At 68.8% G+C, this 24061-nt stretch carries 20 protein-coding genes; 14 read left to right on the top strand and 6 right to left on the bottom strand.

Annotated elements, in window-relative coordinates; genetic code table 11:
* Nucleotides 1-12 precede the first annotated feature (12 nt).
* From THIARS_RS08885 to THIARS_RS08900, 4 genes are all read left to right on the top strand, one after another.
* Nucleotides 13-3084, top strand: a complete 3072-nt coding sequence (locus tag THIARS_RS08885; RefSeq protein ID WP_245845818.1) for a multidrug efflux RND transporter permease subunit — start codon at nt 13-15, stop codon at nt 3082-3084.
* Nucleotides 3081-6185 (top strand): efflux RND transporter permease subunit, encoded by a 3105-nt coding sequence (locus THIARS_RS08890; RefSeq protein ID WP_094160387.1) that lies wholly within the window; start codon nt 3081-3083, stop codon nt 6183-6185. The genes THIARS_RS08885 and THIARS_RS08890 overlap by 4 nt, the downstream gene beginning before the upstream one ends.
* Before the next feature lie 20 nt (nt 6186-6205).
* Entirely contained in the window at nt 6206-7711 is a 1506-nt protein-coding gene (locus THIARS_RS08895; RefSeq protein WP_245845676.1) for an efflux transporter outer membrane subunit, read from the top strand.
* A 64-nt stretch (nt 7712-7775) separates the two neighbouring features.
* A complete protein-coding gene (locus THIARS_RS08900; RefSeq protein ID WP_245845687.1) occupies nt 7776-9266 on the top strand; it encodes an MFS transporter in 1491 nt (496 codons plus the stop codon).
* 10 nt (nt 9267-9276) lie between these two features.
* Here THIARS_RS08900 and THIARS_RS08905 read toward each other — a convergent pair whose 3' ends face one another.
* Nucleotides 9277-9858, bottom strand: coding sequence for a TetR/AcrR family transcriptional regulator (locus THIARS_RS08905; RefSeq protein WP_094160389.1), 582 nt, complete (start codon nt 9856-9858; stop codon nt 9277-9279).
* A gap of 93 nt (nt 9859-9951) precedes the next feature.
* On the opposite strand from THIARS_RS08905, the gene THIARS_RS08910 reads away from it, so the two are divergent.
* From THIARS_RS08910 to THIARS_RS08920, 3 genes are all read left to right on the top strand, one after another.
* Nucleotides 9952-10419, top strand: a complete 468-nt coding sequence (locus THIARS_RS08910; protein ID WP_094160391.1) for a nuclear transport factor 2 family protein — start codon at nt 9952-9954, stop codon at nt 10417-10419.
* 73 nt (nt 10420-10492) lie between these two features.
* Complete coding sequence (locus THIARS_RS08915) at nt 10493-11395, top strand: D-hexose-6-phosphate mutarotase (protein ID WP_094160726.1); 903 nt, start codon at nt 10493-10495, stop codon at nt 11393-11395.
* Nucleotides 11396-11618: 223 nt separating this feature from the next.
* Nucleotides 11619-12884: a D-amino acid dehydrogenase gene (locus THIARS_RS08920; RefSeq protein WP_094160727.1), complete on the top strand. Its 1266-nt coding sequence runs from the start codon at nt 11619-11621 to the stop codon at nt 12882-12884.
* A gap of 7 nt (nt 12885-12891) precedes the next feature.
* On the opposite strand, the gene THIARS_RS08925 is transcribed toward THIARS_RS08920, so the two are convergent.
* Both THIARS_RS08925 and THIARS_RS08930 read right to left on the bottom strand, forming a co-directional pair.
* Nucleotides 12892-14556, bottom strand: coding sequence for a GMC family oxidoreductase (locus THIARS_RS08925; RefSeq protein ID WP_094160393.1), 1665 nt, complete (start codon nt 14554-14556; stop codon nt 12892-12894).
* 123 nt (nt 14557-14679) lie between these two features.
* A complete protein-coding gene (locus THIARS_RS08930) occupies nt 14680-16200 on the bottom strand; it encodes a CoA-acylating methylmalonate-semialdehyde dehydrogenase (RefSeq protein WP_094160395.1) in 1521 nt (506 codons plus the stop codon).
* A 155-nt stretch (nt 16201-16355) separates the two neighbouring features.
* On the opposite strand from THIARS_RS08930, the gene THIARS_RS08935 reads away from it, so the two are divergent.
* Nucleotides 16356-17318, top strand: coding sequence for a LysR family transcriptional regulator (locus THIARS_RS08935; protein WP_094160396.1), 963 nt, complete (start codon nt 16356-16358; stop codon nt 17316-17318).
* 76 nt (nt 17319-17394) lie between these two features.
* Nucleotides 17395-18171 carry an SDR family NAD(P)-dependent oxidoreductase gene (locus THIARS_RS08940; RefSeq protein WP_222423044.1) on the top strand — a complete coding sequence of 259 codons (777 nt, stop codon included), beginning with the start codon at nt 17395-17397 and terminating at the stop codon, nt 18169-18171.
* Between the two features lie 15 nt (nt 18172-18186).
* Here THIARS_RS08940 and THIARS_RS08945 read toward each other — a convergent pair whose 3' ends face one another.
* Complete coding sequence (locus THIARS_RS08945; protein ID WP_094160729.1) at nt 18187-19014, bottom strand: HesA/MoeB/ThiF family protein; 828 nt, start codon at nt 19012-19014, stop codon at nt 18187-18189.
* 255 nt (nt 19015-19269) lie between these two features.
* Between THIARS_RS08945 and THIARS_RS08950 the strand changes: the two genes are divergently transcribed.
* The 3 genes from THIARS_RS08950 to THIARS_RS08960 all read left to right on the top strand — a co-directional run bounded on the left by THIARS_RS08950 (nt 19270) and on the right by THIARS_RS08960 (nt 20566).
* Nucleotides 19270-19734 carry a pyridoxamine 5'-phosphate oxidase family protein gene (locus THIARS_RS08950; protein ID WP_094160398.1) on the top strand — a complete coding sequence of 155 codons (465 nt, stop codon included), beginning with the start codon at nt 19270-19272 and terminating at the stop codon, nt 19732-19734.
* A gap of 178 nt (nt 19735-19912) precedes the next feature.
* Entirely contained in the window at nt 19913-20083 is a 171-nt protein-coding gene (locus THIARS_RS08955; protein WP_222423045.1) for an SRPBCC family protein, read from the top strand.
* Between the two features lie 3 nt (nt 20084-20086).
* Nucleotides 20087-20566: a Crp/Fnr family transcriptional regulator gene (locus THIARS_RS08960; RefSeq protein WP_094160400.1), complete on the top strand. Its 480-nt coding sequence runs from the start codon at nt 20087-20089 to the stop codon at nt 20564-20566.
* A gap of 75 nt (nt 20567-20641) precedes the next feature.
* Here THIARS_RS08960 and THIARS_RS08965 read toward each other — a convergent pair whose 3' ends face one another.
* Together THIARS_RS08965 and gpmA are read right to left on the bottom strand one after the other, a co-directional pair.
* Nucleotides 20642-22162, bottom strand: coding sequence for a S41 family peptidase (locus tag THIARS_RS08965; RefSeq protein WP_094160402.1), 1521 nt, complete (start codon nt 22160-22162; stop codon nt 20642-20644).
* A gap of 100 nt (nt 22163-22262) precedes the next feature.
* Nucleotides 22263-22973 (bottom strand): 2,3-diphosphoglycerate-dependent phosphoglycerate mutase, encoded by a 711-nt coding sequence (gpmA, locus tag THIARS_RS08970; protein WP_094160404.1) that lies wholly within the window; start codon nt 22971-22973, stop codon nt 22263-22265.
* Nucleotides 22974-23201: 228 nt separating this feature from the next.
* On the opposite strand from gpmA, the gene THIARS_RS08975 reads away from it, so the two are divergent.
* Nucleotides 23202-23609 (top strand): rhodanese-like domain-containing protein, encoded by a 408-nt coding sequence (locus THIARS_RS08975; RefSeq protein WP_094160406.1) that lies wholly within the window; start codon nt 23202-23204, stop codon nt 23607-23609.
* Between the two features lie 121 nt (nt 23610-23730).
* On the top strand, nt 23731-24000 hold the full coding sequence (gene grxC, locus THIARS_RS08980; RefSeq protein WP_094160408.1) for a glutaredoxin 3: 270 nt from the start codon (nt 23731-23733) through the stop codon (nt 23998-24000).
* Nucleotides 24001-24061: the final 61 nt, after the last annotated feature.

Genomic DNA, 24061 nt, shown 5'->3' on the forward strand with positions numbered 1-24061 from the left:
ACCACGCTGCTGATGGTTGCGGTGCTGGTGGCCGGCTTCGTCGGCTACAAACTGCTGCCCCAGGCCGCGCTGCCGGAGGTGGACTATCCCACCATCCAGGTCACCACGCTCTATCCCGGCGCAAGCCCGGACGTGATGACGTCCTCGATCACCGCGCCGCTGGAGCGCCAGTTCGGCCAGATGCCGGGGCTGGCGCAGATGTGGTCGGTGAGTTCAGGCGGCGCCTCGGTCATCACCCTGCGCTTCGACCTCTCGCTGTCGCTGGACGTGGCCGAGCAGGAGGTGCAGGCCGCCATCAACGCCGCCGGCAGCTTCCTGCCCACCGACCTGCCGCAGCCCCCGGTGTACGCCAAGGTCAACCCGGCCGACGCCCCGGTCATCACCCTGGGCCTGACCTCGGGCTCGCTGCCGCTGACCACGCTCTATGACCTGGCCGACACGCGGCTGAGCCAGAAGCTCTCGCAGGTGCCGGGGGTGGGCCTGGTCACGCTGTCGGGCGGGCACAAGCCGGCCGTGCGGGTGACGGTCAACGCCAGGCAGCTGGCGGCGCTGGGCCTGTCGCTCGACAGCGTGCGCACCGCCATCGGCCTGGCGAACGTCAACACGCCCAAGGGCAGCATCGACGGGCCGCAGCGGTCGTTCACCATCAACGCCAACGACCAGTTGCAGTCGCCCCAGCAGTACCGCGACATGATCATCGCCTACAACAGGGGCGCGCCGGTGCGCCTGGGCGACGTGGCGCACATCGACACCGGGGCCGAGAACGACTGGCTGTCCGCGCTGGTCAACGGCAAGCCGGGCATCGTCATCAATGTGCAGCGCCAGCCCGGCGCCAACGTCATCCAGGTGGTCGACCGCATTCATGCCATGCTGCCCAGCCTGCAGGCGCAGCTGCCGGCGGCGGCGCAACTGTCGGTGCTGTCCGACCGCACCGTGACCATCCGCGCCGCGATTTCGGACGTGACCTTCGAATTGCTGCTCGCCGTGCTGCTGGTGGTGCTGGTGATCTTCGTGTTCCTGCGCAGCGCGCGCGCCACCTTCATCCCGGCCACCGCCGTGCCGCTGGCCCTGGTGGGCACCTTCGGCGCCATGTACCTGTTCGGCTTCTCCATCAACACCCTGACGCTGATGGCGCTGACCATCGCCACCGGCTTCGTGGTGGACGACGCCATCGTCATGATCGAGAACATCGCGCGCTACATCGAGGCCGGCGAACCGCCGCTGCGCGCCGCGCTCAAGGGCGCGGCGCAGATCGGCTTCACCATCATCTCGCTGACCTTCTCGCTCATTGCCGTGCTCATCCCGCTGCTGTTCATGGGCGACGTGGTGGGCCGGCTGTTCCGCGAATTCGCCATCACCCTGGCGGTGGCCATCGTCATCTCGGCCTTCGTTTCGCTGACCTTTACGCCCATGCTGTCGGCGCGCCTGCTGCGCCACGTCCCCGAGGAAAAACAAGGCCGGCTGTTCCGCGCCAGCGGTCGTGCCTTCGAGCGCCTGGCCGACGGCTATGCACGCGCGCTGGCCTGGGTCCTGCGCCACCAGCCGCTGGTGCTGCTGCTGGCCGCGGGCACGCTGCTGCTCACGGCCTTGCTCTACATGGTCATTCCCAAGGGTTTTTTCCCTGTGCAGGACACCGGGCTGATCCAGGCCACCACGGTGGCGCCGCAGGACGTGTCCTTTGCCGCCATGCAGCGCCGGCAGCAGGCGCTGGTGGATGCGCTGCTGCGGGACCCGGCGGTGGCCAGCATTTCCTCGGTGGTGGGCATTGACGGCGTGAACACGACGATGAACACCGGGCGCCTGCTCATCAACCTCAAGCCGCTGGCGCAGCGCGTGCTGCGCGTGGGGCCCATCATCCAGCGCCTGGACGCGCGTGCCGCGAATGTCGAAGGCATACGCCTGTTCATGCAGCCGGTGCAGGATCTCACCATCGACGACATCGCCAGCCGCTACCCCTATCAGTTCAGCCTCTCGGCCACCAGCCAGGCGCAGCTGTCCGCGGTGAACGCCGCGCTGATGCAACGCCTGCGCGCGCTGCCGCAGCTCGCCGGCGTCACCAGCGACCTGCAGGACCAGGGCCTGCAGGCCTATGTGGACGTGGACCGCGCGGCGGCCAGCCGCCTGGGCATCACCATGAGCGCGGTGGACAGCGCGCTGTACAACGCCTTCGGCCAGCGCCTGGTGTCGACCATCTTCACCCAGTCGGCGCAGTACCGCGTGGTGCTGGGCGCCGGCGGGCAGGGCGGCGCGGGGCTTGCGGCGTTCAACAGCGTGTATCTCGCGTCGAGCAGCGGGCAGCCTGTGCCGCTGTCAAGCATCGCGCGCGTCGAGCAGCGGGCCACGCCCTTGGCCATCGACCACCTCGGCCAGTTCCCGGCGGCGCTGATCTCCTTCCAGCTCGCGCCCGGCACCTCGCTGGGCGCGGCGGTGAGCGCCATCCAGCAGGCGGCGAAGGACTCGGCGCTGCCGCCTTCGGTGGTCATCCAGTTCCAGGGCGCGGCCAGCGCCTTCCAGGCCGCGCTGTCCAATCAGCTCTGGCTGCTGCTGGCGGCGGTGGCCACCATGTACATCGTGCTCGGCGTGCTGTACGAGAGCTATATCCATCCCATCACCATCCTGTCCACGCTGCCGTCGGCCGGCATCGGCGCGCTGCTGGCATTGATGGGCTCGGGGCACGACCTCACGGTCATCGCCATCATCGGCATCATCCTGCTCATTGGCATCGTGCAGAAGAACGCCATTCTGATGGTGGACTTCGCGCTCGACGCCCAGCGCCGCCAGGGGCTGCCGGCCGAGGCCGCCATGTTGCAGGCCGCGCGCCTGCGCCTGCGCCCCATCCTGATGACGACCTTCGCCGCGCTGTTCGGCGCGGTGCCGCTGGTGGTGGGCGGCGGCATGGGCGCCGAACTGCGCCAGCCGCTGGGCATCACCCTGGTGGGCGGCCTGCTGCTGTCGCAACTGCTGACGCTGTTCACCACGCCGGTTATCTACCTGACGTTCGACCGCCTCGCCGCGCGCGTGACCCGCTGGCGGGTGCGGCGCTTCGGCGCGCCTGACGAGGTGCAAGGCGAGGGCGGGGCGTGAACATTTCCGCGCCTTTCATCCACCGCCCGGTGGCGACCAGTCTGCTGGCGCTGGCGGTGCTGCTGGCCGGCATCATCGCCTTTCGGCTGCTGCCGGTGGCGCCGCTGCCGCAGGTGGACTTTCCCACCATCACGGTGCAGGCCAGCATGGCCGGGGCCAGCCCCGAGGTGATGGCGGCGACCGTGGCCACGCCGTTGGAGCGTTCGCTCGGCACCATCGCCGGCATTTCGCAAATGACGTCCAGCAGCACGCTGGGCTCGACCCGCATCATCCTGCAGTTCGACCTGTCCAAGGACATCAACAGCGCGGCGCGCCAGGTGCAGGCGGCGATCAACGCGGCGCGGCCGCTGCTGCCCACGGGACTGTCGGGCAACCCGACCTACCGCAAGGTGAACCCGGCCGACGCGCCGATCATGATCATCTCGCTGACGTCCAAGAGCCTGACGCGCGGGCAGATGTACGACGCTGCCTCCACCATCCTGGCGCAGAAGATCTCGCAGATCGCCGGCATCGGCCAGGTCACGGTGGGAGGCGCCGCGCTGCCGGCGGTGCGCGTGGAGCTCGAATTGCCACGCGTCAACGGCATGGGGCTGAGCCTGGAGCAGATCCGCCAGGCCATCGCCAGCGCCAATGTGGACACGCCCAAGGGCGCCGTGGACGGCGCCGAGCACCGCTGGCAGGTCGGCGCGAACGACCAGATGACGACCCCGGCGCAGTACCAGCGCATCGTCGTCGGCTACAAGAACGGTGCGCCGATCCGGCTCGACCAGGTGGCCGACGTGCGCGAGGGCCTGCAGAACGACCAGAACATGGGCCTGGCCAACGGCCAGCCGTCGGTGCAGCTCATCATCTTCCGCCAGCCCGGGGCCAACATCATCGACGCGGTGGACGGCGTGAAGGCGGCCTTGCCGCAGCTCGAGGCCTCGATTCCCGCGGCCATCGAGGTGCGCATCATGTCCGACCGCACCACCACCATCCGCGCCTCGCTCAGCGAGGTGGAGAACACCCTGATGCTCTCGGTGCTGCTGGTGGTGGGCGTGGTCTGGCTGTTCCTGCGCGACGCGCGCGCCACGCTGATTCCGGCGCTGGCGGTGCCGCTGTCGCTGGTGGGCACCTTCGCCGCGATGTGGTTGCTGGATTACAGCCTGGACAACCTCTCGCTGATGGCGCTGATCGTGGCCACCGGCTTCGTCGTCGATGACGCCATCGTGGTGCTGGAGAACATCATGCGCCACGTCGAGGCCGGCATGCGCCCGCTGGATGCGGCCCTCAAGGGCGCGCGCGAGGTGGGTTTCACCGTGCTGTCGATGAGCCTGTCGCTGGTGGCGGTGTTCCTGCCGGTGCTGTTCATGGGCGGCATCGTCGGCCGGCTGTTCCACGAGTTCGCCGTGACGCTGTCGGTGGCCATCGGCATCTCGCTGCTGGTGTCGCTCACGGTCACGCCCATGCTCGCGGCGCGCTGGCTGCGGCCGCATCGCGCCGCCCCGTCCGGCGCACCCGCACGGCCCTCGCGCCTGGCGGGCGCCTGGGACCGCATCCACCGCGGCTATGCGCGCAGCCTGCGCTGGGCGCTCGGGCATCCCAAGCTCATGCTGCTGGTGTTCTTCTCCACCATCGCGCTCAACGTCTATCTGTACAAGATCGTGCCCAAGGGTTTTTTCCCGATGCAGGACACGGGTCTGCTGGTGGGCTCGGTGCAGGCGGACCAGTCGATTTCCTTCCAGGACATGCGCAAGAAGCTCGAACGCATCGTCGCCATCGTGCGCAAGAATGAGGGCGTGCAGAACGTGGTGGCCTTCAGCGGCGGCGGCACGACCAACAGCGCCTTCATGTTCATGCAGCTCAAGCCCATCAGCCAGCGTCCGGGGGTGCAGACCATCATCATGCAGTTGCGCAAGGCGCTCGCGCGCGTTCCGGGCGCGCAGACGTTCATGTTCCCGGTGCAGGACATCCGCGCCGGCGGCAGGCCGGCGGCGGCGCTGTACGAATACACCCTGCAGGCCAGCGACCTCGGTGCGCTGCGGGAGTGGGAGCCCAAGGTGCTGGAGGCGTTCAAGCACATTCCGGGCATGAACGACGTCAACACCGACCAGCAGGCCAGCGGCCTGCAGCTCAGCCTGGTGCTGGACCGCGCGGCGGCGGCGCGCTACGGCATTCCGGTGGCGACGATCGACCAGACCCTGAACGACGCCTTCGGCCAGCGGCTCGTCTCGACCATCTACGCCCCGCTCAACCAGTACCGCGTGGTGATGGAGGCGGCCCCGCAATACCAGCAGAGCAGTTCGGCGCTGAACGACATCTACCTCGTCGGCAGCGGCGGCCAGCGCGTGCCGCTCTCGGCCCTGGCGCACGATGAACTGACCAACACGCCACTGGCGGTGAACCACCAGGGCTTGTTCGTGTCCTCGACCATCTCCTTCAACCTGGACAAGGGGATCTCGCTCGGGCAGATCCAGGGCAAGATCGACCAGGCCATGGCCGAGATCGGCCTGCCCTCGGACGTCCACGGTGGTTTCCAGGGCACGGCCAAGCTGTTCGCCGACACGCTGAAGAATCAGCCGCTGTTCATCATGGCGGCCATCTTCGCCATCTACATCGTGCTGGGCATGCTGTACGAAAGCACCCTGCATCCGCTGACCATCCTGTCCACCCTGCCGCCCGCCGGCGTGGGCGCGGTGCTGGCGCTGATGCTGTTCCACGCCGAGTTTTCCATCATCGCGCTCATCGGCGTGTTCCTGCTCATCGGCATCGTGAAGAAGAACGCCATCCTGATGGTGGACTTCGCCCTGCAGGCCGAGCGCGAGCACGGCGCCGGGCCGCGCGACGCCATCTACCAGGCCGCCACGCTGCGCCTGCGCCCCATCCTCATGACCACGCTGGCGGCGCTGTTCACCGCGCTGCCGCTGGCTTTCATCACCGGCAACGGCGCCGAGCTGCGCCAGCCGCTGGGCATTTCCATCGCCGGCGGGCTGATCGTCAGCCAGGCGCTGACGCTCTACACCACCCCGGTCATCTACCTCGAACTCGACCGCCTGCGGCAATGGACCTTGCGCAAGTTCGGACGCAGCGGCCGCCCGGCGCCGCTCGACAAACCGGTCTGATCGCCATGCCCGAGACCACCATGCCACCGCAGCCAGTCACCGTTCATGCCATGCCGGGGCGCGTTCACCGCGCCCTGCTGCCGGCCCTGCTCGCCTTGCTGTTGGGCGCCTGTGCCGCCAACCCGCCCGAACCGCCGGTGAAAGTCGCCATGCCGCCGGCCTACGCCCAGGCCCATGGCGACTGGCAGCCCGCCCAGCCACCCGCAGCCATGCCGCACGGCCCCTGGTGGCAGGCGTTCGGCGATCCCGTGCTCGACGCGCTGGAGCCGCAGGTGGCGCAGCACAACCAGAGCCTGGCGGCACAGCTGGCCGCCTACGAGCAGGCGCAGGCGGCCATCGCCGAGGCGCAGGCCGCCTACGATCCGACGCTGTCGGCCGGGCTTTCGGCCACGCGCTCGAAGTCGCCGGGCGCCAGCAACAGCGTCGCGGTGCCGGGGCGCATCTTCAACAGCGTGAGCGCGTCGGCCACGGCGAGCTGGGTGCCCGATCTGTGGGGCAAGGTGCGCTTGCAGGTGCAGGCCGGCGAGGCCAGCGCCGCGGCCAGCGCCGCCACCCTGCAATTCACCCAGCTCAGCCTGCAGGCCACCTTGGCGCAAAGCTATCTGCAGCTGCGCACGGTGGATGCGCAGATCCGCCTCGCCGAGGACACCGTGGCGGCCTACAAGCGCGCGCTGCAGCTCACCGAGAACCGCTACAGGGCCGGGGTGGACACGGCGGCCGACGTGGCCCTGGCCCGCACCCAGTTGCTGCAGGCCCAGACCAGCCTCACCGACCTCGGCGTGACCCGCGCGCAACTGCAGAACGCCATCGCCGTGCTCGTCGGCAAGGCGCCGGCGGATTTCTCGCTGCCCCCGACCGACGCGCTGCCTGCGGTGCCGGACATCCCCGCCGGCATTCCCACCCAGTTGCTGCAGCGCCGTCCCGACCTGGCCGCCGCGCAGGCGCAGGTGGAAGCGGCCAACGCGCAGATCGGCGTGGCGCAAACCGCGTGGTTCCCCAACCTCACCCTCTCGGCCCAGGCCGGCAGCCAGGCCACCCGCCTGGCCGATCTGTTCTCGGCGCCCAGCCTGTTCTGGTCGCTCGGCCCCAGCCTGGCCGCGGCCCTGTTCGACGGCGGCTTGCGCCATGCCCAGCTGGCGTCCAGCCAAGCCGCCTACCGGCAAACCGTGGCCAACTACCGGCAGGGCGTGCTGACCGCCATGCAGCAGGTCGAGAACAATCTCGCCGCCCAGCGCATCCTCATGCAGGAAGCGCAGCAGCAGGCCGAGGTGGTGCAGGCGGCCCGGGTGTCGCTGCGCCTGGCCGAGAACCAGTACAAGGCCGGCACCGCCGTGTACCTCAACGTCATCACCGCGCAGACCACGCTGTTCAACGCCCGCAACGCCCAACTCACGCTGCTGAACCGGCGCTACGTCGCGGCGGCGGGCCTGATCCAGGCGCTGGGCGGAGGCTGGGGCGACGCGGCGCGGCCGGCGCTGGGGGCGCCCCCGGCCGGTGAGGCGACGATGCGGCAAAGCGGCGGCTGACGCGCGTGGCGGCCGGCGCGGATGCGGAATTCGCCTTACGCTTGGGCACCGAGGCGCTGACGACGTGCGCCAACCCGGAACCCAGCCCATCCCGCCCGAGACCTTGAGCCACGCACCGCAAGAAGGGACATCCGCGGCCCAGCCCGAGGCCGCCGTGCCGTTCGGCCGCTTCGTGCAATTGTTCACGGCGGTCATGCTGCCCATCTTCCTCGCCGCGGTGGACCAGACCCTGCTGGCCACCGCCACGCCGGCCATCGCGCGCGACCTCGGCGACCTGCGCGACAGCGCGTGGATCGCCGTGGGCTATCTGCTGGCCTCCACCATCATGGCGCCGTTGTATGGCCGTCTGGGCGACCGCTACGGCCGGCGCGACGCGCTGGTGGCCGCGCTGGGACTGTTCGCGCTCGGTTCGGCCGCCTGCGCCGCCGCGCAAGGCATGTGGTGGCTGATCGCCGCGCGTCTGTTGCAGGGCCTGGGCGGCGGCGGGCTCATGGTGATGAGCCAGGCGCTCATCGGCGAAGCCGTGCCGCCGCGCCAGCGTCCGCGCTTCCAGGCGTATTTCGGCATCGTGTTCGTGCTCGCCAGCGTCACCGGGCCGCTGCTCGGCGGCCTGGTGGTCAGCAGCTTCAGCTGGCGCTGGCTGTTCGTGGCCAACCTGCCGCTGGCCGCCGTGGCCGTGTGGCGGGCCCTGCTGCTGCCCGAAAGCCCGCGTCACACCTTGCCCGGGCAGGGACACGACGCGCCCGGCGTGCTGCTGTTCGCCGCCACCGCCGGCCTGGCGCTGCTGTGGCTCACGCTCGCCGGGCATCGCTTCGCCTGGCTTTCGGCACCCAGCCTCGGCATGGCCGGGGCGGCCGCGGTGCTGGGCTGGTTGCTGGCGCGGCGCGAACGCGGCCTGGCGCATCCCTTCCTGCCGCTGGAATTGCTGCGCATGCCGGCCATCGCCTGGACCAGCCTCACCGTCACGTTGTCCACCGCCAGCATGTTCGCCCTGGTGTTTTTCCTGCCGGTGTACATCCAGCTCGGCAACCACGGCAACGCCGCGCATGCCGGCTTGCTGTTGCTGCCGCTGACCGGCGGCCTGGTGCTGGGAGCCAACCTCACCGGCCGCCTGGTGGCGCGAACCGGCCGGCCCGACCAGCCGCCGCGCTGGGGGCTGGGGCTGGCGGCTCTTGCGTTTCTTCTGCTCGGCCTGCTGCCCGCCGGCAGCGTCACCGTCGGCGTGCTCGGCGCGTTCGCCGGGCTGGGGTTCGGCACCGTGATGCCCACCTCGCAAGTGCTGATCCAGGCCGTCGCCGGACGCCAGCGCCTGGGCGCGGCGGCGGCCACGGTGTCGCTGGCGCGCTCCACCGGGGCGTCGGTGGGCACGGCGCTGTTCGGTGCGCTGGTGTTCGGCCTGATTTCCAGCGCCGACCTGCAGGCCGCCTTGCTCGGCACGGACGCGGCGGCCATCCAGCAGGTCACACGCGCTTTTCACATCGCCTTCGCTGCCGCCGGCGGAATCACGCTGCTGGCGGTGTGGATCTCCACCCGCGTGCCGCGCGTGGAGATCTGACGCAGCCGGGTCATGGGCCGGCGGTGATCGCCTGCACCACCCGTTTCAGACCTTTCAGCGCCAGGGTCGGGCTCGCATCCATTTGCGCGCGGAGGATGGCGCCGTCCACCGCGAGCGCGATGGCCTGCGCGTCGCCCAGGCGGTGCGCCGAAGGCGGCAAAAGGGAGGCGATCAACGCCGTCATCTGCTTTTTATGGCGTCTGGCGATTTCACCTGCGCCGGGCAGGACATCGCCCAGTTCGACGACCGTGTTGAGGAAGGCGCAGCCGCGGTAGCCGCCGTTGCGGAACCACGCGCCGAGCGCGGGGACGAGCGCCGCGACGCCCGGGCGCCCAACGGCGCCTTGGCGTTCCAGCGCTGCCGCGAACCACGCCATCCACAAGCCGTGCCGGTATTCGAGGAAGGCCTCGACCAGGTCGTTCTTGCTGGGGAAGTGGCGATAGAACGTCACCTTGGTCACGCCCGCGTCGGCAATGACGCGATCGATCCCGGTCGCCCGGATGCCGTCCCTGTAAAACAGATCGTGCGCCGCCAGCAGAATGCGCTCGCGGGCGGCGGGGAGCGGGCGGTCGTGGGGTGTTTTGGGGGCCATGGCATGCAGAGGTGATGGATTGCGGCTTCGGCTACATTGTGCGGGTAGACCGATCTGTCTACCTAGGGTATTTTTTCGCATCGCGAGGACATCATGGACACGAAACCCCCGCTACCTCCCTTTACGCGCGAGACCGCCGTGCAGAAAGTCCGCATGGCCGAAGACGCCTGGAACACGCGCGACCCTGACCGGGTCGTGCAGGTCTACACCGAGGACACGCGCTGGCGCAACCGCGCCGAGTTCCCGGTCGGCCGCGAGCAGGTGCGCGCCTTCCTGCAACGCAAGTGGAGCCGCGAGCTCGACTACCGGCTGATCAAGGAGCTGTGGACGTTCGGCGGCGAACGCATCGCGGTGCGTTTCGCTTACGAATGGCACGACGATTCGGGCCAGTGGTACCGCAGCTACGGCAACGAGAACTGGGCGTTCAACGCGCAGGGCTTCATGGCCCGCCGCTTCGCCAGCATCAACGACCTTCCGATCCGGGAAAGCGAGCGCCTGTTCCACTGGCCGTTGGGCCGCAGGCCGGACGATCACCCCGGCTTGAGCGACCTCGGGCTTTGACCGATCTGCGTCGAAGGCGCCGGCCTTGGCATCGCAGGCAGAATCGGCGCTTTCGCCACCATCGTTCGCCGCCATGCAAGATCTCGACGCGCTCAAGCCCTTTTCCATTCCCGGCCAGTTGGCCTTTCGCACCGGTCCCGGCGGTTTGCCCTACGCCGACATCGCCAACGCCGGCGGCACGGCCAGCATTTGTCTGCAGGGCGCGCATCTCACCAACTTCCAGCCCCGGGCGCAGCGCGCGCCGGTGGTGTGGCTGTCGCAGGCGGCGCGTTTCGCGCCGGGCAAGTCCATCCGCGGCGGCGTGCCGGTGTGCTGGCCCTGGTTCGGCGCGCATCCCACCGAACCCGGCTTTCCGGCGCATGGCTTCGCCCGCACCGTGCCGTGGGCGGTGGTGGACAGCGGCGCCGCGCAGGGTGTCACCCAGCTCGCGCTGCGGCTGGAGCCCAGCGCGGCCACCCGCGCGCAATGGCCGCATGCGACCCCGGTGGAGCTGCGCATCAGCGTGTCCGACACCCTGGGCATGGCGCTGATCACGCGCAACGAGGCGGGCGTTGCGCTGCCCTTGAGCGAGGCGCTGCACACCTACTTCCACGTCGGCGACATCGGCGAGGTCGTGCTGCAGGGACTCGATGGCTGCGCCTATCTCGACAAGGTGGAGAACTTCGCCCGCAAACAGCACAGCGGTGCGCTGCGCTTCGCCGGCGAGACCGACCGCGTGTACGTGAACACCGTGGCCGACTGTCTCATCGACGACGCGCGCCTGGGCCGGCGCATTCGCGTGCGCAAGCAAGGCTCGGCCTGCACCGTGGTGTGGACCCCCTGGGCCGAGAAGGCCGCGGCGATGGGCGACTACACCGCCGAGGGGTGGCGCCAGATGCTGTGCGTCGAGTCGGCCAATGCCGCCGACAACGCGCTCGTGCTGCAGCCGGGGGAGAGCCACACCTTGGAGGTGAGCTACGGCGCGGAGGCCTTGTAGCGTTCGTTAGATCCATATCAACCGGCGCGACCGGGAGTCTGCCTAGACTTCTTCCGGGACGCGGCCGGCAACGTGAACAGGCCAGCCGCAGATCAACGGGAATCGGCGCATCGGTCTTGCCGCGGCTTGGGCGCGATGCGCTGGATTTCCGCCCGTTCGGGCATCGGCGGCGTTGCTGCGCGCGATGCCTGTCATCGGATCTTTCCTCCGGAAAACCTTCAACATGCGCGTGATCGTGCTCGGTGCCGGCCTGCTCGGCGTCGCCTCGGCCCATTACCTCGACCAGCTCGGCCACGAGGTGACCGTGATCGACCGGCAGGCCGAGCCGGCGTCGGAAACCAGCTTCGCCAACGGGGGGCAGATTTCGGTGAGCCATGCCGAGCCCTGGGCCAACCCGAAGGCGCCGGCCAAGGTTCTGCGCTGGCTGTTCAAGGAGGAGGCGCCGCTGTTGTTCCGCCCGCGTGCCGATGTGCGCCAATGGCTCTGGGGCCTGCAATTCCTGCGCGAATGCACGCCGGCGCGCACGCGCCGCAACATCGGCCATCTCGTCAGGCTGGGCATCTACAGCCGCGACGCGCTGCGGCAGCTGCGGCGCGACACCGGCATCGCCTACGACGAACGCGCCCGGGGCATCCTGCACTTCTACACCAGCCAACGGGAATTCGATGCGGCGGCCGGTCCGGCCGAGCAGATGCGCGCACTGGGCTGCGAGCGCCGCGTGATCTCGGCCGACGAAGCCGTGCGCATCGAGCCCGCGCTGCATCACATCCGTCCCCGCCTCGCCGGTGCCACGTTCTCGGCCGACGACGAGTCCGGCGACGCCAACCGGTTCGCGCGCGAACTCGCGGCGCGGTGCGGGGAGCGCGGCACGCGCTTCCTGATGCGCCACACGGTCACGGCGCTGCGCGAGGCCGCGGGCCGGATCGACCATGTGGAGGTCATCGACGGCGAAGGCCGTTTCCGGCGCATCCGCGGTGACGCCTACCTGCTCGCCATGGGCTCGTTCAGTCCCTTCCTGGCCGCGCCGCTGGGCATCCGCCTGCCGGTGTATCCGGCCAAGGGCTACTCGGTGACCATGCCCGTCGAGGACGAGGCCATGGCCTATCAGGTGTCGCTCACCGACGATGAATACAAGCTCGTGTTCTCGCGCCTGGGCAGCAGGCTGCGCATCGCCGGTACGGCCGAAATCAACGGCTATGGGCGGGATCTGAATCTCGTCCGCTGCGGGGCGATCATGCGCCGCGTCGAAGCCTTATTCCCCGGGGCTGGAGACACGGGGCGGGCCGAGTTCTGGGCCGGCCTGCGCCCGGCCACGCCGGGCAACGTGCCCCTCATCGGCAAGACCCGCCTGCCCAATCTTTATCTGAACACCGGCCATGGCACGCTGGGCTGGACCTTGGCCTGTGGCTCGGGCCGATCGGTCGCGCGCATCATCAGCGGCCTGAAACCGGAGGTGGAGTTCGCGTTCATAGGCGCAGACATCGCGTGAACAGGCCCTAAACGGCGGCCTCGCGGATCCACCGCGCGGCCTTTTCGGCGATCATCAGCGTCGGGCTGTTGATGTTGCCGCTGGGGATGGTGGGCATGACGCCCGCATCCACCACGCGCAGGCCGGCGATGGTGCCGCCGCGGCCATCAAGCACGCGCAGGCGCGTGTCCACCACCGCCATCGGGTCGGCGGCCGCGCCCATGCGGGTGGTGCCGGCGGGGTGGAAGATGGTGGTGGCGATGTCGCCGGCCAGCCGCGCGAGTTCGGCGTCGGTCTGGAACTGCGTGCCGGGCCTGTATTCCTCGGGCTGATAGGGCACCAGCGCCGGCTGCGCGACGATGCGGCGCGTCAGCCGCAGGCTGTCGGCGGCCACCTTGCGGTCTTCGTCGGTGCTCAGGTAGTTCGGGGCGATGGCAGGGGCGTCCTCGAAGCGCGGGCTGCGGATGGCGACCGTGCCGCGGCTGCCCGGGTTGAGGTTGCACACGCTGGCGGTGAAGGCGTTGAAGCCGTGCAGCGGTTCGCCGAAGGCGTCCAGACTCAGCGGCTGGACGTGGTATTGGATGTTCGGGTGGGCGTACTGCGCGCTGCTGCGGGTGAACACGCCGAGCTGGCTCGGCGCCATGCTCATCGGGCCGCTGCGCTTGATGGCGTATTCCAGGCCGATCATGGCCTTGCCCCACAGGCTGGAGGCCAGGGTGTTGAGGGTCTTCACGCCTTGCACCTTGAACACCGCGCGGATCTGCAGATGGTCCTGCAGGTTGGCGCCCACGCCGGGAAGGTGGGCCACCGGCGTGATGCCGTGCGACTGCAGCAGCGGCGCGGGGCCGACGCCCGAGAGCTGCAGGATCTGCGGCGAGCCGATGCTGCCGGCGCTGAGCACGACCTCGCGCGAAGCGCGCACTGTCACCATTTCCTGTCCGGTCCACACTTGCGCGCCGCCGCAGCGCAGGCTGCCGTCGGGCAGGGTGTCGAACAGCAGTCGCGAGACCTGGGCGCGGGTCCAGAGTTCGAAGTTGGGCCGCGCCATGCAGGCGGGACGCAGGAAGGCCTTGGCGGCGTTCCAGCGCCAGCCCTTGCGCTGGTTGACCTCGAAGTAGCTCACGCCCTCGTTGGTGCCGCAGTTGAAGTCGTCGGTGGCGGGAATGCCGGCCTGCTGCGTGGCGCGGGCGAAGGCGTCGAGGATGTCCCAGCGCAGGCGCTGCCGCTCCACGCGCCATTCGCCGCCGTGGCCGTGCAGCGCGGCGAACGCCGGGTCCTGCGCGCGGTCGAGCCGGTAGTGGTTCTCGTGGGCGCGGAAGTCGGGCAGGCAGTTGTCCCAGTTCCACGCCGCGTCGCCGGTGGCGCGCGCCCAGGCGTCGTAGTCGCGGGCCTGGCCGCGCATATAGATCATGCCGTTGATGCTGCTGCAGCCGCCCAGGGTCTTGCCGCGCGGGTAGCGCAGGCTGCGGCCGTTGAGCCCGGGGTCGGGCTCGGTCTTGTAGAGCCAGTCGGTACGCGGGTTGCCGATGCAGTGGAGATAGCCGACCGGGATGTGAATCCAGAGATAGTCGTCCTTGCCGCCGGCCTCGATCAGCAGCACGCGTCGGTTCGGGTCGGCGCTCAGGCGGTTGGCGAGCAGGCAGCCGGCCGTGCCCGCGCCGATGATGATGGTGTCGAACGTTGTCTCGCTCATGCAAGCTCCCGTTGCTGCGCATGCCGCCATGCAAGGCTTTGTGCGTCTTCGGAACGGCTGCGCGCGGCCCGCAAGGCCGCTTGCGCCGCGCATCCCCACGCCCTTCGCGGGCGCGGCCAAGGCCTACTTGGACGTGGGCATGGCGAATTCTGCGCCCTTGGGCGTGCTCTCGGGCCAGCGCTGCATCACGCTCTTCTGCTTGGTGTAGAAGCGCACGCCTTCTTCGCCGTAGGCATGCATGTCGCCGAACAGGCTGGCCTTCCAGCCGCCGAAGCCGTGCCAGGCCATGGGTACCGGGATGGGCACGTTGATGCCGACCATGCCGGCCTGGATGCGGCGGCCGAACTCGCGCGCCACGTGGCCGTCGCGGGTGAAGCAGGCCACGCCGTTGCCGTAGGCGTGGGCGTTCACCAGCTCCACTGCCCGTGCGAAGTCGGGTACGCGCACGCAGGCCAGCACGGGGCCGAAGATCTCTTCGCGGTAGATGCGCATCTCGGGCCGCACCTGGTCGAACAGGGTGCCGCCGAGCCAGAAGCCGCCTTCATGGCCCGCCACCTGCAGGCCGCGGCCGTCCACTAGCAACTGCGCGCCTTCGCGCTCGCCGGAGGCGATGAGGTCGGCGATGCGGCTGCGCGCCGCCGCAGTGACGATGGGACCCATCTCGGCGTCGGGCTCCATGCCGTTCTTGACTTTGAGCGCGCGGGTGCGCTCCACCAGGCGCGGCAGGATGCGCTCGGCCACCTCGCCCACCAGCACCGCCACCGAAATGGCCATGCAGCGCTCGCCGGCCGAGCCGAAGGCCGCGCCCATCAGCGCGTCCACCGCCTGGTCGAGGTCGGCGTCGGGCATCACCACCATATGGTTCTTCGCGCCGCCCAGGGCTTGCGCGCGCTTGCCGTGACGCGCGGCTTCCTGGTAGATGTGGTGCGCCACCGGGGTGGAGCCGACGAATGAGACGGCTTTCACGTCCGGGTGGTCGAGCAGGGCGTCCACCGCGTCCTTGTCGCCCTGCACGACGTTGAACACGCCGTCGGGCAGGCCGGCCTGCTTCAGCAACTCGGCCATGAACAAGCTGGGGGAGGGGTCGAGCGGGCTGGGCTTGAGCACGAAGGTGTTGCCCGCGGCCAGCGCCACCGGGAACATCCAGCACGGCACCATGCAAGGGAAGTTGAACGGCGTGACCCCGGCCACCACGCCCAGCGGCTGGCGCATGGTCCAGTTGTCGATGCCGGTGGACACCTGTTCGGTGTAGTCGCCCTTGAGCAATTGCGGAATGCCGCAGGCGAACTCGACGATCTCGATGCCGCGCGTGACCTCGCCCTGCGCGTCGGAGAACACCTTGCCGTGTTCGGCGGTGATCATCGCCGCGATGGTGTCGCGCTGCTGGTTCATCAGCTCCAGGAACCTGAACAGCACGCGCGCGCGGCGCAGCGGCGGGGTGTCGGCCCATTTCGGGAACGCGGCCTGCGCCGCCGCCACTGCGGCCTGCACGTCGGCGGCGTCCGCCAGCGCAACGCTGCGCGCCTGCGCGCCCGTGGCCGGGTTGAACACCGGCTGGCTGCGACCGCTGCGGCCGGGCACGATTCGGCCGTTGACGAAATGGCCCACCGTGGCGGTGGCGGTAAAGGCTTCGGGTGCCCCCATGCGAGTCTCCAGATCTTGGTTTGGTGCGGCAAGTCTAGGCTGCGGGCCGTGTCTTGACCAGGACGAAAACATGACAACATTGTTCATTTGCGTGAACAATCACGGCTGCGGAGCGCACGTGCCCGCTTGCCCGGCTTGTTTCAGGACAGAACCATATGACCCCATCCAATGTTCCCCCACGCGACGACCAGCTCTGGCAGCAGGTGCACTGGCTCGGCGTGATCGCCTCGGCCGGCACGCTGACCGCCGCGGCGCAGCGTCTGGGGGTGTCCAAGGCCGCGGTGAGCCAGCATCTCGCCGCCCTGGAGCGTCGCGTCGGCGTGCCGCTGGTGCGCCGCTCCACCCGCGCGCTGCGTCTCACCGAGGCCGGGCAGCGCCTGGTGGACGACACCACACCCAGCTTCGCGCACATCGTCCAGAGCGTGTCCTCGGTGCATGATCTCGCCGCCGCTCCGCGCGGGCTCGTGCGCGTGACGGCCCCGGTCGCACTGGGCCGCCAGCACGTGGTGCCGCACCTGCTGGACTTTCTCCGGCGTTATCCGGACATCCGCGTCGAGCTGGAATTGTCGGACCGCTTCGCCAACCTGCCGCAGGAGGGCTTCGACCTCGCCGTACGCCACGTCGCCGCGCCGCCCGACAGCCACGTGGCCTGGAAGCTGTGCGGCACGCGTACGCTCTTGGTGGCGACCAACGCCTATCTGCGCAAACGTGGCACGCCGCAGCATCCTGGCGAACTGGCGATGCACGACTGTCTTGCCTATCTGCGTCCGGGGGCCGCGGTGTGGATGTTCGAGCATGCCGACGGCGCGGGCGGCGAACCGCAGCGCGTGCGCGTTCCGGTGCGGGGGCCGCTGCGCGCCAACACCAGCGAAGTGCTGCGCGAGGCCGTGCTGAGCGGCTTGGGTATCGCCCTGGTCCCGGACTTCAGCATCGCCACGGCCGCGCATCGCGCGCGCTTGCACCGGCTGCTGCCGCAATGGAAGCCCGTAGGCTTTTTCGGCGAGTCGATCTACGCCATTCGGCCCTGGAGTCCGAACACGCCGCGCGCGGTTCAACTTCTGGTGGACCATCTGCGCGTGGTGATGGCGCGGAGCATCGGCCATGGCGCGCAAGCCTGATGCCGGCGCGGCCGGCACCATCGCCAAGGCATCATCCACCACCGGAAGGCAGGCACACATGAACGAGGAGGCAAGCATGGACAGATGGGCAGTGGTCACAGGGGCATCGGGCGGCATCGGCCTGGAAATCGCCCGCGAACTGGCGGCGCGGGGGCATGCTCTGGTCCTGACGGCACGCAGCGTGGACAGCCTGAACGCCTTGGCGCATACCCTGCAGCGCGAGCACGGCACACGCTGCCTCGTGGTGCCGCTGGACCTTGGCGCGCCGGGCGGCGCCGAGGCGCTGGCGCAGCGCATCAGCGAGGCCGGCGTGGAGCCGGCAGTGCTGGTCAACAACGCCGGCTTCGGCGTGTACGGGCGTTTCGCCGGGGCCGACATCGGCCAGACGCAGGCCATGATCGACCTCAACGTCAGCGCGCTCACGCGCCTCACCGCGCTGCTGCTGCCGGCCATGCTGCGCCGTCGCCAGGGTCGCATTCTCAACGTCGCCAGCACGGCGGCGTTTCAGCCCGGGCCGGGCATGGCGGTGTATTTCGCCACCAAGGCCTACGTGTTGTCGTTCAGCGAGGCGCTGGACGCGGAATTGCACGGGCAAGGCGTCACGGTGACCGCGCTATGCCCGGGTGCCACGGCCACCGGCTTCGAGGCGCGTGCCAAAGGCGAGCGCTCGGCGCTGTTCCAGGGCCGCGTGGCCACGGCGCGAGCTGTGGCGCGCTATGGGGTGCGTGCCATGGAGCGCGGCCAGCGCGTGGCGGTGGAAGGCTGGCTCAACCGCATCATGGCCGCCAGCGTGCGCTTCGCGCCGCGCCGCGTGGTCACGGCGCTCGCCGGGTGGTTGATGCGCGAGGTGTGAACCCGCCGTCCCGCGTCACGCGCCGCGCGGCGTGGCGCAGGACGTGAAGGCGATGGTTTCGGCGTGGGCCTGGGCGGGGTTCGCGTGCGCGCCGCATACCGGACACTGCGGGTTGCGTGGAATGCGTATGGTGTGAATGTCCATGTCCAGCGCTTCGATCAGCATCAAGCGCCCCGCCAGGCTGCGCCCGGTGGCAGCCATGAGTTTGAGCGCCTCGGCCGCCTGCAGGCTGCCGACGATGCCCACCAGTGGCGAGAACACACCCATCACGGCGCAGCGCACCTCCTCGACCGCCGCGTCCGGCGGGAACAGGCAGGCGTAGCAGGGGCCGGGCTCGCCGTCCGCCTGCGGGCGCGGGTCGAACACGCTGACCTGACCGTCGAAGCGTATGGCCGCGCCGCTCACCAGCGGCACGCCGTGGCGCACGCAGGCGGCGTTGAGCGCATGGCGGGTGGCGAAGTTGTCGCTGCAGTCCACGGCCACCGTGGCCTGGGCCACCAGCGCGTCCAGCAGGGCCGCGTCGGCCCGGCGCGGCACCGTGTCCACCCGCGCCTGCGGATTGATCTGGAGCATGGCTTCGCGCGCCGACTCCACCTTGCGCTGGCCCACGCGCGCCTGGGTGTGCGCGATCTGGCGCTGCAGATTGGTCAGGTCCACCGTGTCGTCGTCCACCAGGGTGATGCGGCCCACCCCGGCGCTGGCCAGATACAGCGCCACCGGCGAGCCCAGCCCCCCGGCGCCGAGCACCAGGGCATGGCTGGCGGCAATGCGCTCCTGTCCTTCCACGCCAAGGTCGTCGAGCAGGATGTGGCGCGAATAGCGCAGCAGGTCGTCGTCGTTCATGGGCGTAAGCATAGGGCCGCCGGGACGGGGGCCGTCTTTTGGGCAGATGGTCATGGACTGGCAGAGACGGATGCGGCTTGTTCTGCCGGAAAGACTCTGTAACCATGGCCACGCCGGAACTCGCAGTGGTTTGGCTACACGTGGATACACAGATTGATATGTTGTTTAACTCATCCACTGAGAAGGCGTAATCTGGTAAAAGTATGCCTTCTCATGTCATCGCCAGGCATCACAAATTCCCTAAGCGCGACGCCCATGCTCTCGCCTGAAGTCTTCAACGCTGCGCATCACAGTGTCCTTTGCTGGCTCGCCACCGTGGATGAGGCGGGCCAACCCAATGTTTCGCCGAAAGAGATCTTTTCTGTCTTCGACAACGAACACCTGGTCATTGCCAACATTGCCTCGCCCACCAGTGTGCGCAACGTCGCATGCAACCCGCAGGTCTGCGTTAGTTTCATCGACATTTTTGTGCAGAAGGGCGTCAAGGTCATTGGCACGGCCATGAATGTTCGTCGTGAGGAGCCCGATTTCGCGCAGTGGGTGGCCCCACTGCAAACCATGGCTGGAACGCGCTTTCCCATACGTAGTGTTCTGGTGGTCAAGGCGCGCGCCGTCGAACCCATCGTGGCTCCGAGCTATCGGCTCTATCCGGCAGAAACCACGGAAACGTCTCAGGTGGCTGCTGCCATGCGTGCCTATGGTGTGCGAGCGGCACGATGATGCCGAGTTTCTCGCACAACGGGTCTCGGCGTAGCTAATGCCGCGGCGCAAACCCTTGATTGAAAACGTGCTCGTTGGACGAGGACGTCTAACGCCCTCAACTTACGTGCCGCCGGCCCATTTGCCGCACCCAACCCACGCACAATGGTGTCACGCTGTTGAATGGAGGGGCAGGCTCATGACCACCAACACCATTCGGCTTCCCCGGGTGCTGCGCGCCAGCCCGGAAAGAATCTACCGTGCCTTTCTCGATCCGGCGGTGGAGGCCAAATGGCGGCCAGCGCATGGGTTCACGGCGGGCGGGCGAGAGTCGCTTGCGTTGCTGGTCGGGGCGCAGGGAGGGGGTTGAGTCATGCACCCGAACCGGCTCGAGCTGTTGCAGCGCATGCCGATCTTCGGCGGAATCCGCGAGGAGGCCCTGGCGGTGCTGCTGCAGCGCGCACGCGTGGCCGTGGTGCCGACGGCGGACTATTTTTTTCGCGAGAACGATCCGGCGCAGTCGATGTTCGTGCTCGAAGCCGGCAGCGTGAGGGTGATCAAGAGCTGGCAGGGCCGCGATGTGGAGTTGCGCCGGCTGGCGCCGGGTGACTGCTTCGGCGAGATGGCGCTGATCGACCTGTACCCGCGCAGCGCCTCGATACGCGCGGCCGAGGACTGTCGGGCACTGGAATTCGGTCCCGAGGACCTGATGCACCTATTCGAGCACGACATGGAACAGTTCGCGCTGATTCAGATGAACCTGGCGCGCGAACTGAGCCGGCGATTGCGCGACACGGATGCGAAGTTGTTCCGCGTCAAGATGGGTGAGGCGCCCGAGCGGCCGCAGGGCTGATCCCCTGGGCCTGATCGCCCGCACCGGGCGCGCCCGGTGTTTCATTCCCCGGCGGTTGCGTCCGCGCGCTTACTCTTACTTGCTGTCCGGATTGGCGGGGCGGGGCGCCGGCGCCGGTTTTTGCACCGGACCCGCCGACGAAGTCGGTGCGGGCGGCTTGGCGTTCTTCTCCTGGGCGTCGGCCACCATCTTCGCCGTGACCACCGGCTTGCCTTCCAGGTAGTTCAGGGCCTGCTCCATCTGCCAATCCTCCTTGCTGCCGTACTCCGGCAGCTTGGGGAATTTGTTTGGATCTTTCTCGATCTCGGCTTCCAGCAGGCGGCGGGCTTCTTCCTGCTTGCGCAAGGCTTCCTTCACGCTGCTGGAATCGGACGCCTCGACGCCGGTGCCGATCTGGTTCTTGTAGTCGACCTCGCGCATGCGCAGCGCGGCATAGGGGTCGCCGGTGGGGAGCGGGTCGACGAAGTAGTTGGGCGTGATGCCCTTGGCCTGGATGGATTCGCCGTTGGGGGTGTAGTAGCGGGCGGTGGTGAGCTTGAGCGCGGTGTCCGGCCCTAGCGGCAGCACGGTCTGCACCGAGCCCTTGCCGAAGGTTTGCGTGCCCATCACGACGGCACGCTTGTAGTCCTTGAGCGCGCCGGTGACGATTTCGGACGCCGACGCGGAGCCGCCGTTGACCAGCACGACGAGACGCACGGTTTTCACGCCCGCGGGTAGGCCTTCCAGCGGATTGTCGCCCGGGGTGCGCGAATAGTCGCTCGGCGTGTTGCGGTAGCTGACGTTGGCCTCGGGAATCTGGCCTCGCGTGGACACGATCACGACGTCGCGCGGCAGGAACACCGAGGCCACGCCGACGGCGCTTTCCAGCAGCCCGCCGGGGTCGTTGCGCAGGTCGAGCACGATGCCCTTGAGCTTGGGATCCTGCTTGTAGAAATCCTCGATCTTGCGGGTGAAGTCGGGCAGGGTGTCGGACTGGAACTGGGTGATACGCACCCAGGCGTAGCCCGGCGCGACCATCTTGCCGCGCACGCTCTGGACGTGGATTTCCTCGCGCGTGACGGTGACGTTGAAGGTGCGGTTCTCGCTCTTGCGCAGGATGGTGAGCGTGACCTTGGTGCCCGGCTTGCCGCGCATGAACTTGACCGCCTGGTTCAGCGGCAGGCCCTTCACGGGGGTGTCGTCGATGCGGGTGATGAGGTCGCCGGCCTGGATGCCGGCGTGCGCGGCCGGCGAGCCCTCGATGGGCGACACGACCTTCACCAGCCCGTCCTCGGCGGTGATCTCGATGCCGACGCCGACGAACTTGCCGCTGGTGCTCTCGCGGAATTCCTTGAAGCTTTTCTGGTCGAGGTATTCGGAATGGGGGTCGAGGCTGTTGACCATGCCGGAAATGGCATCGTGAACCAGCTTCTTGCCCTCCACGGGCTCGAAATAGTCGGCCTTGATCAGGCCGTAGACTGCGGCGAACTGTTGCAGTTCCTCCAGCGGCAGCGGTGACACGGCGTTGCGCGCCATGGCTTGCAGTTGCAGGGTTGCCAGAGCCCCGGTGAGCACACCGACGGTGACCCAAGCCGCGATTTTGAATTTGCCAGCCATGCGTGATTCCTCGAAGACAGCACAGTATAGAGTGGGAAAATCAGCCGAAATTCCGCAGGGGCTGGGTCTGCGCCCAGGGGCAGCCGGCGGCGCCCTCGGTTCAGGCCGCGGCGGCGGCAGGCGCTTCGAGGTAATAGCGGCGGATGGGCTTGAGTTCGGCGTCGAGTTCGTACACCAGCGGGACGCCGTTAGGGATGTTCAGGCCCACGATGTCGGCGTCGGAGATGCCGTCCAGATGCTTGATGATGGCGCGCATCGAGTTGCCGTGTGACACCGCCAGCACCCGCTTGCCGGCGCGGATGGCGGGCGCCAGGGACTCCTCCCACAGCGGCAGCACGCGGCGCACGGTGTCCTTCAGGCACTCGGCCAGCGGCAGATCCTGGGGGTTGACGCGGGCGTAGCGCGGATCGGCAGCCAGTTCGTGGCGGTGCGATTCGTCCATCGGCGGCGGCGGCACGTCGTAGCTGCGGCGCCAGATGTGGACCTGCGCGTCGCCGTACTTCGCGGCGGTCTCGGCCTTGTTCAGGCCCTGCAGGGCGCCGTAATGCCGTTCGTTGAGGCGCCAGGCATGCACCGTGGGCAGCCACATGCGGTCCATTTCATCCTGCACCGCCCACAGCGTGCGCACCGCGCGCTTGAGCACCGAGGTGTAGGTGACGTCGAAGTCCAGCCCATGCTCCTTGAGCAGCCGGCCGGCTTGCCGCGCTTCGGCCAGGCCTTTGGCGGTGAGGTCAACGTCCACCCAGCCGGTGAAGCGGTTTTCCTGGTTCCAGGTGGATTCGCCGTGGCGGATCAATACGAGTTTGTGCATGGTCAGGCGTCGGTGTCGCGCATGGGGAGCGCCGAGGTTCGTCAAGGTTCAGCGGGGCAGGGAACCCCTCGATGCGGCATGGTAGTGGAGCCTGGTGATTTCTCATGCGCGCAGGGGCGTGCCGTGGCGGCAATAACCCTGCGCGGCTCGCATCCAGTGACCGCACGTGCCATGGGCTCGGCCCGATGTTCCTAAAATCCGGGTTTCCCTTGATTCGGAGTCGGTATTTTGAAATTCGTCATCGACAACCTCGCCCTCATCGCCATCGCCCTGGTGTCCGGTGGCATGCTGCTGTGGACCACGTTCTCGCGCGGCAGTGGCGCAGGAGTCTCGGCGGCCGAGGCGGTACGCCTAGTCAACCGCGAAAAGGGCGTGCTGATCGACGTCTGCGAACCGCAGGAACACGCCGCCGGGCATTGCACCGGCGCGCGCAACGTCCCGCTGGGCCAGCTCGAGCAGCGCCTCGCCGACTTGCCCAAGAACAAGGAGACCCCGGTGCTCGTGATGTGCCAAAGCGGAGCCCGCGCCAGCCGCGCGGCGGCCACCTTGCGCAAGCTGGGCTATACCCGGGCTGTGGCCGTGGCCGGCGGCCTGCGGGCCTGGCGCGAGGCAGGACTGCCGGTGGAGCGCGGCTGACGCGCGTGGGGCGCCTCGCTCCCTGATTCCCTTTTCGAGTTGCTTGCCGGGCCTGGCGCCCGCGGCATTGCTTGGCGGTCCGCTCGGGTTTGCGGCCGGCCAGGCCCAGTTTGGAGTTTGTATGACCCAGGTTCGCATGTACACCACCGCAGTCTGCCCCTATTGCCAGCGCGCCAAGGCGCTGCTGCACAAGCGCGGCGTGCAGCACATCGAGGAGATCCGCGTCGACCTCGACCATCAGGCTCGCCTGCACATGATGGAAACCACGGGCCGGCGCACCGTGCCGCAGATCTTCATCGGCGCCACCCACGTCGGCGGCTGCGACGACCTCTACGCCCTGGATGCGCAAGGCGGGCTTTTGCCCTTGCTGGGCGAGGGCCAGAATTCCTGATCGCCTCGGGCGCAGGCCGCCCCAGCCGCGCCCCCGGGCACGGCTCCTACAATGCCGGGTT

This window comes from Thiomonas delicata (assembly GCF_900088825.1).
Classification (GTDB): domain Bacteria; phylum Pseudomonadota; class Gammaproteobacteria; order Burkholderiales; family Burkholderiaceae_C; genus Thiomonas_A; species Thiomonas_A delicata.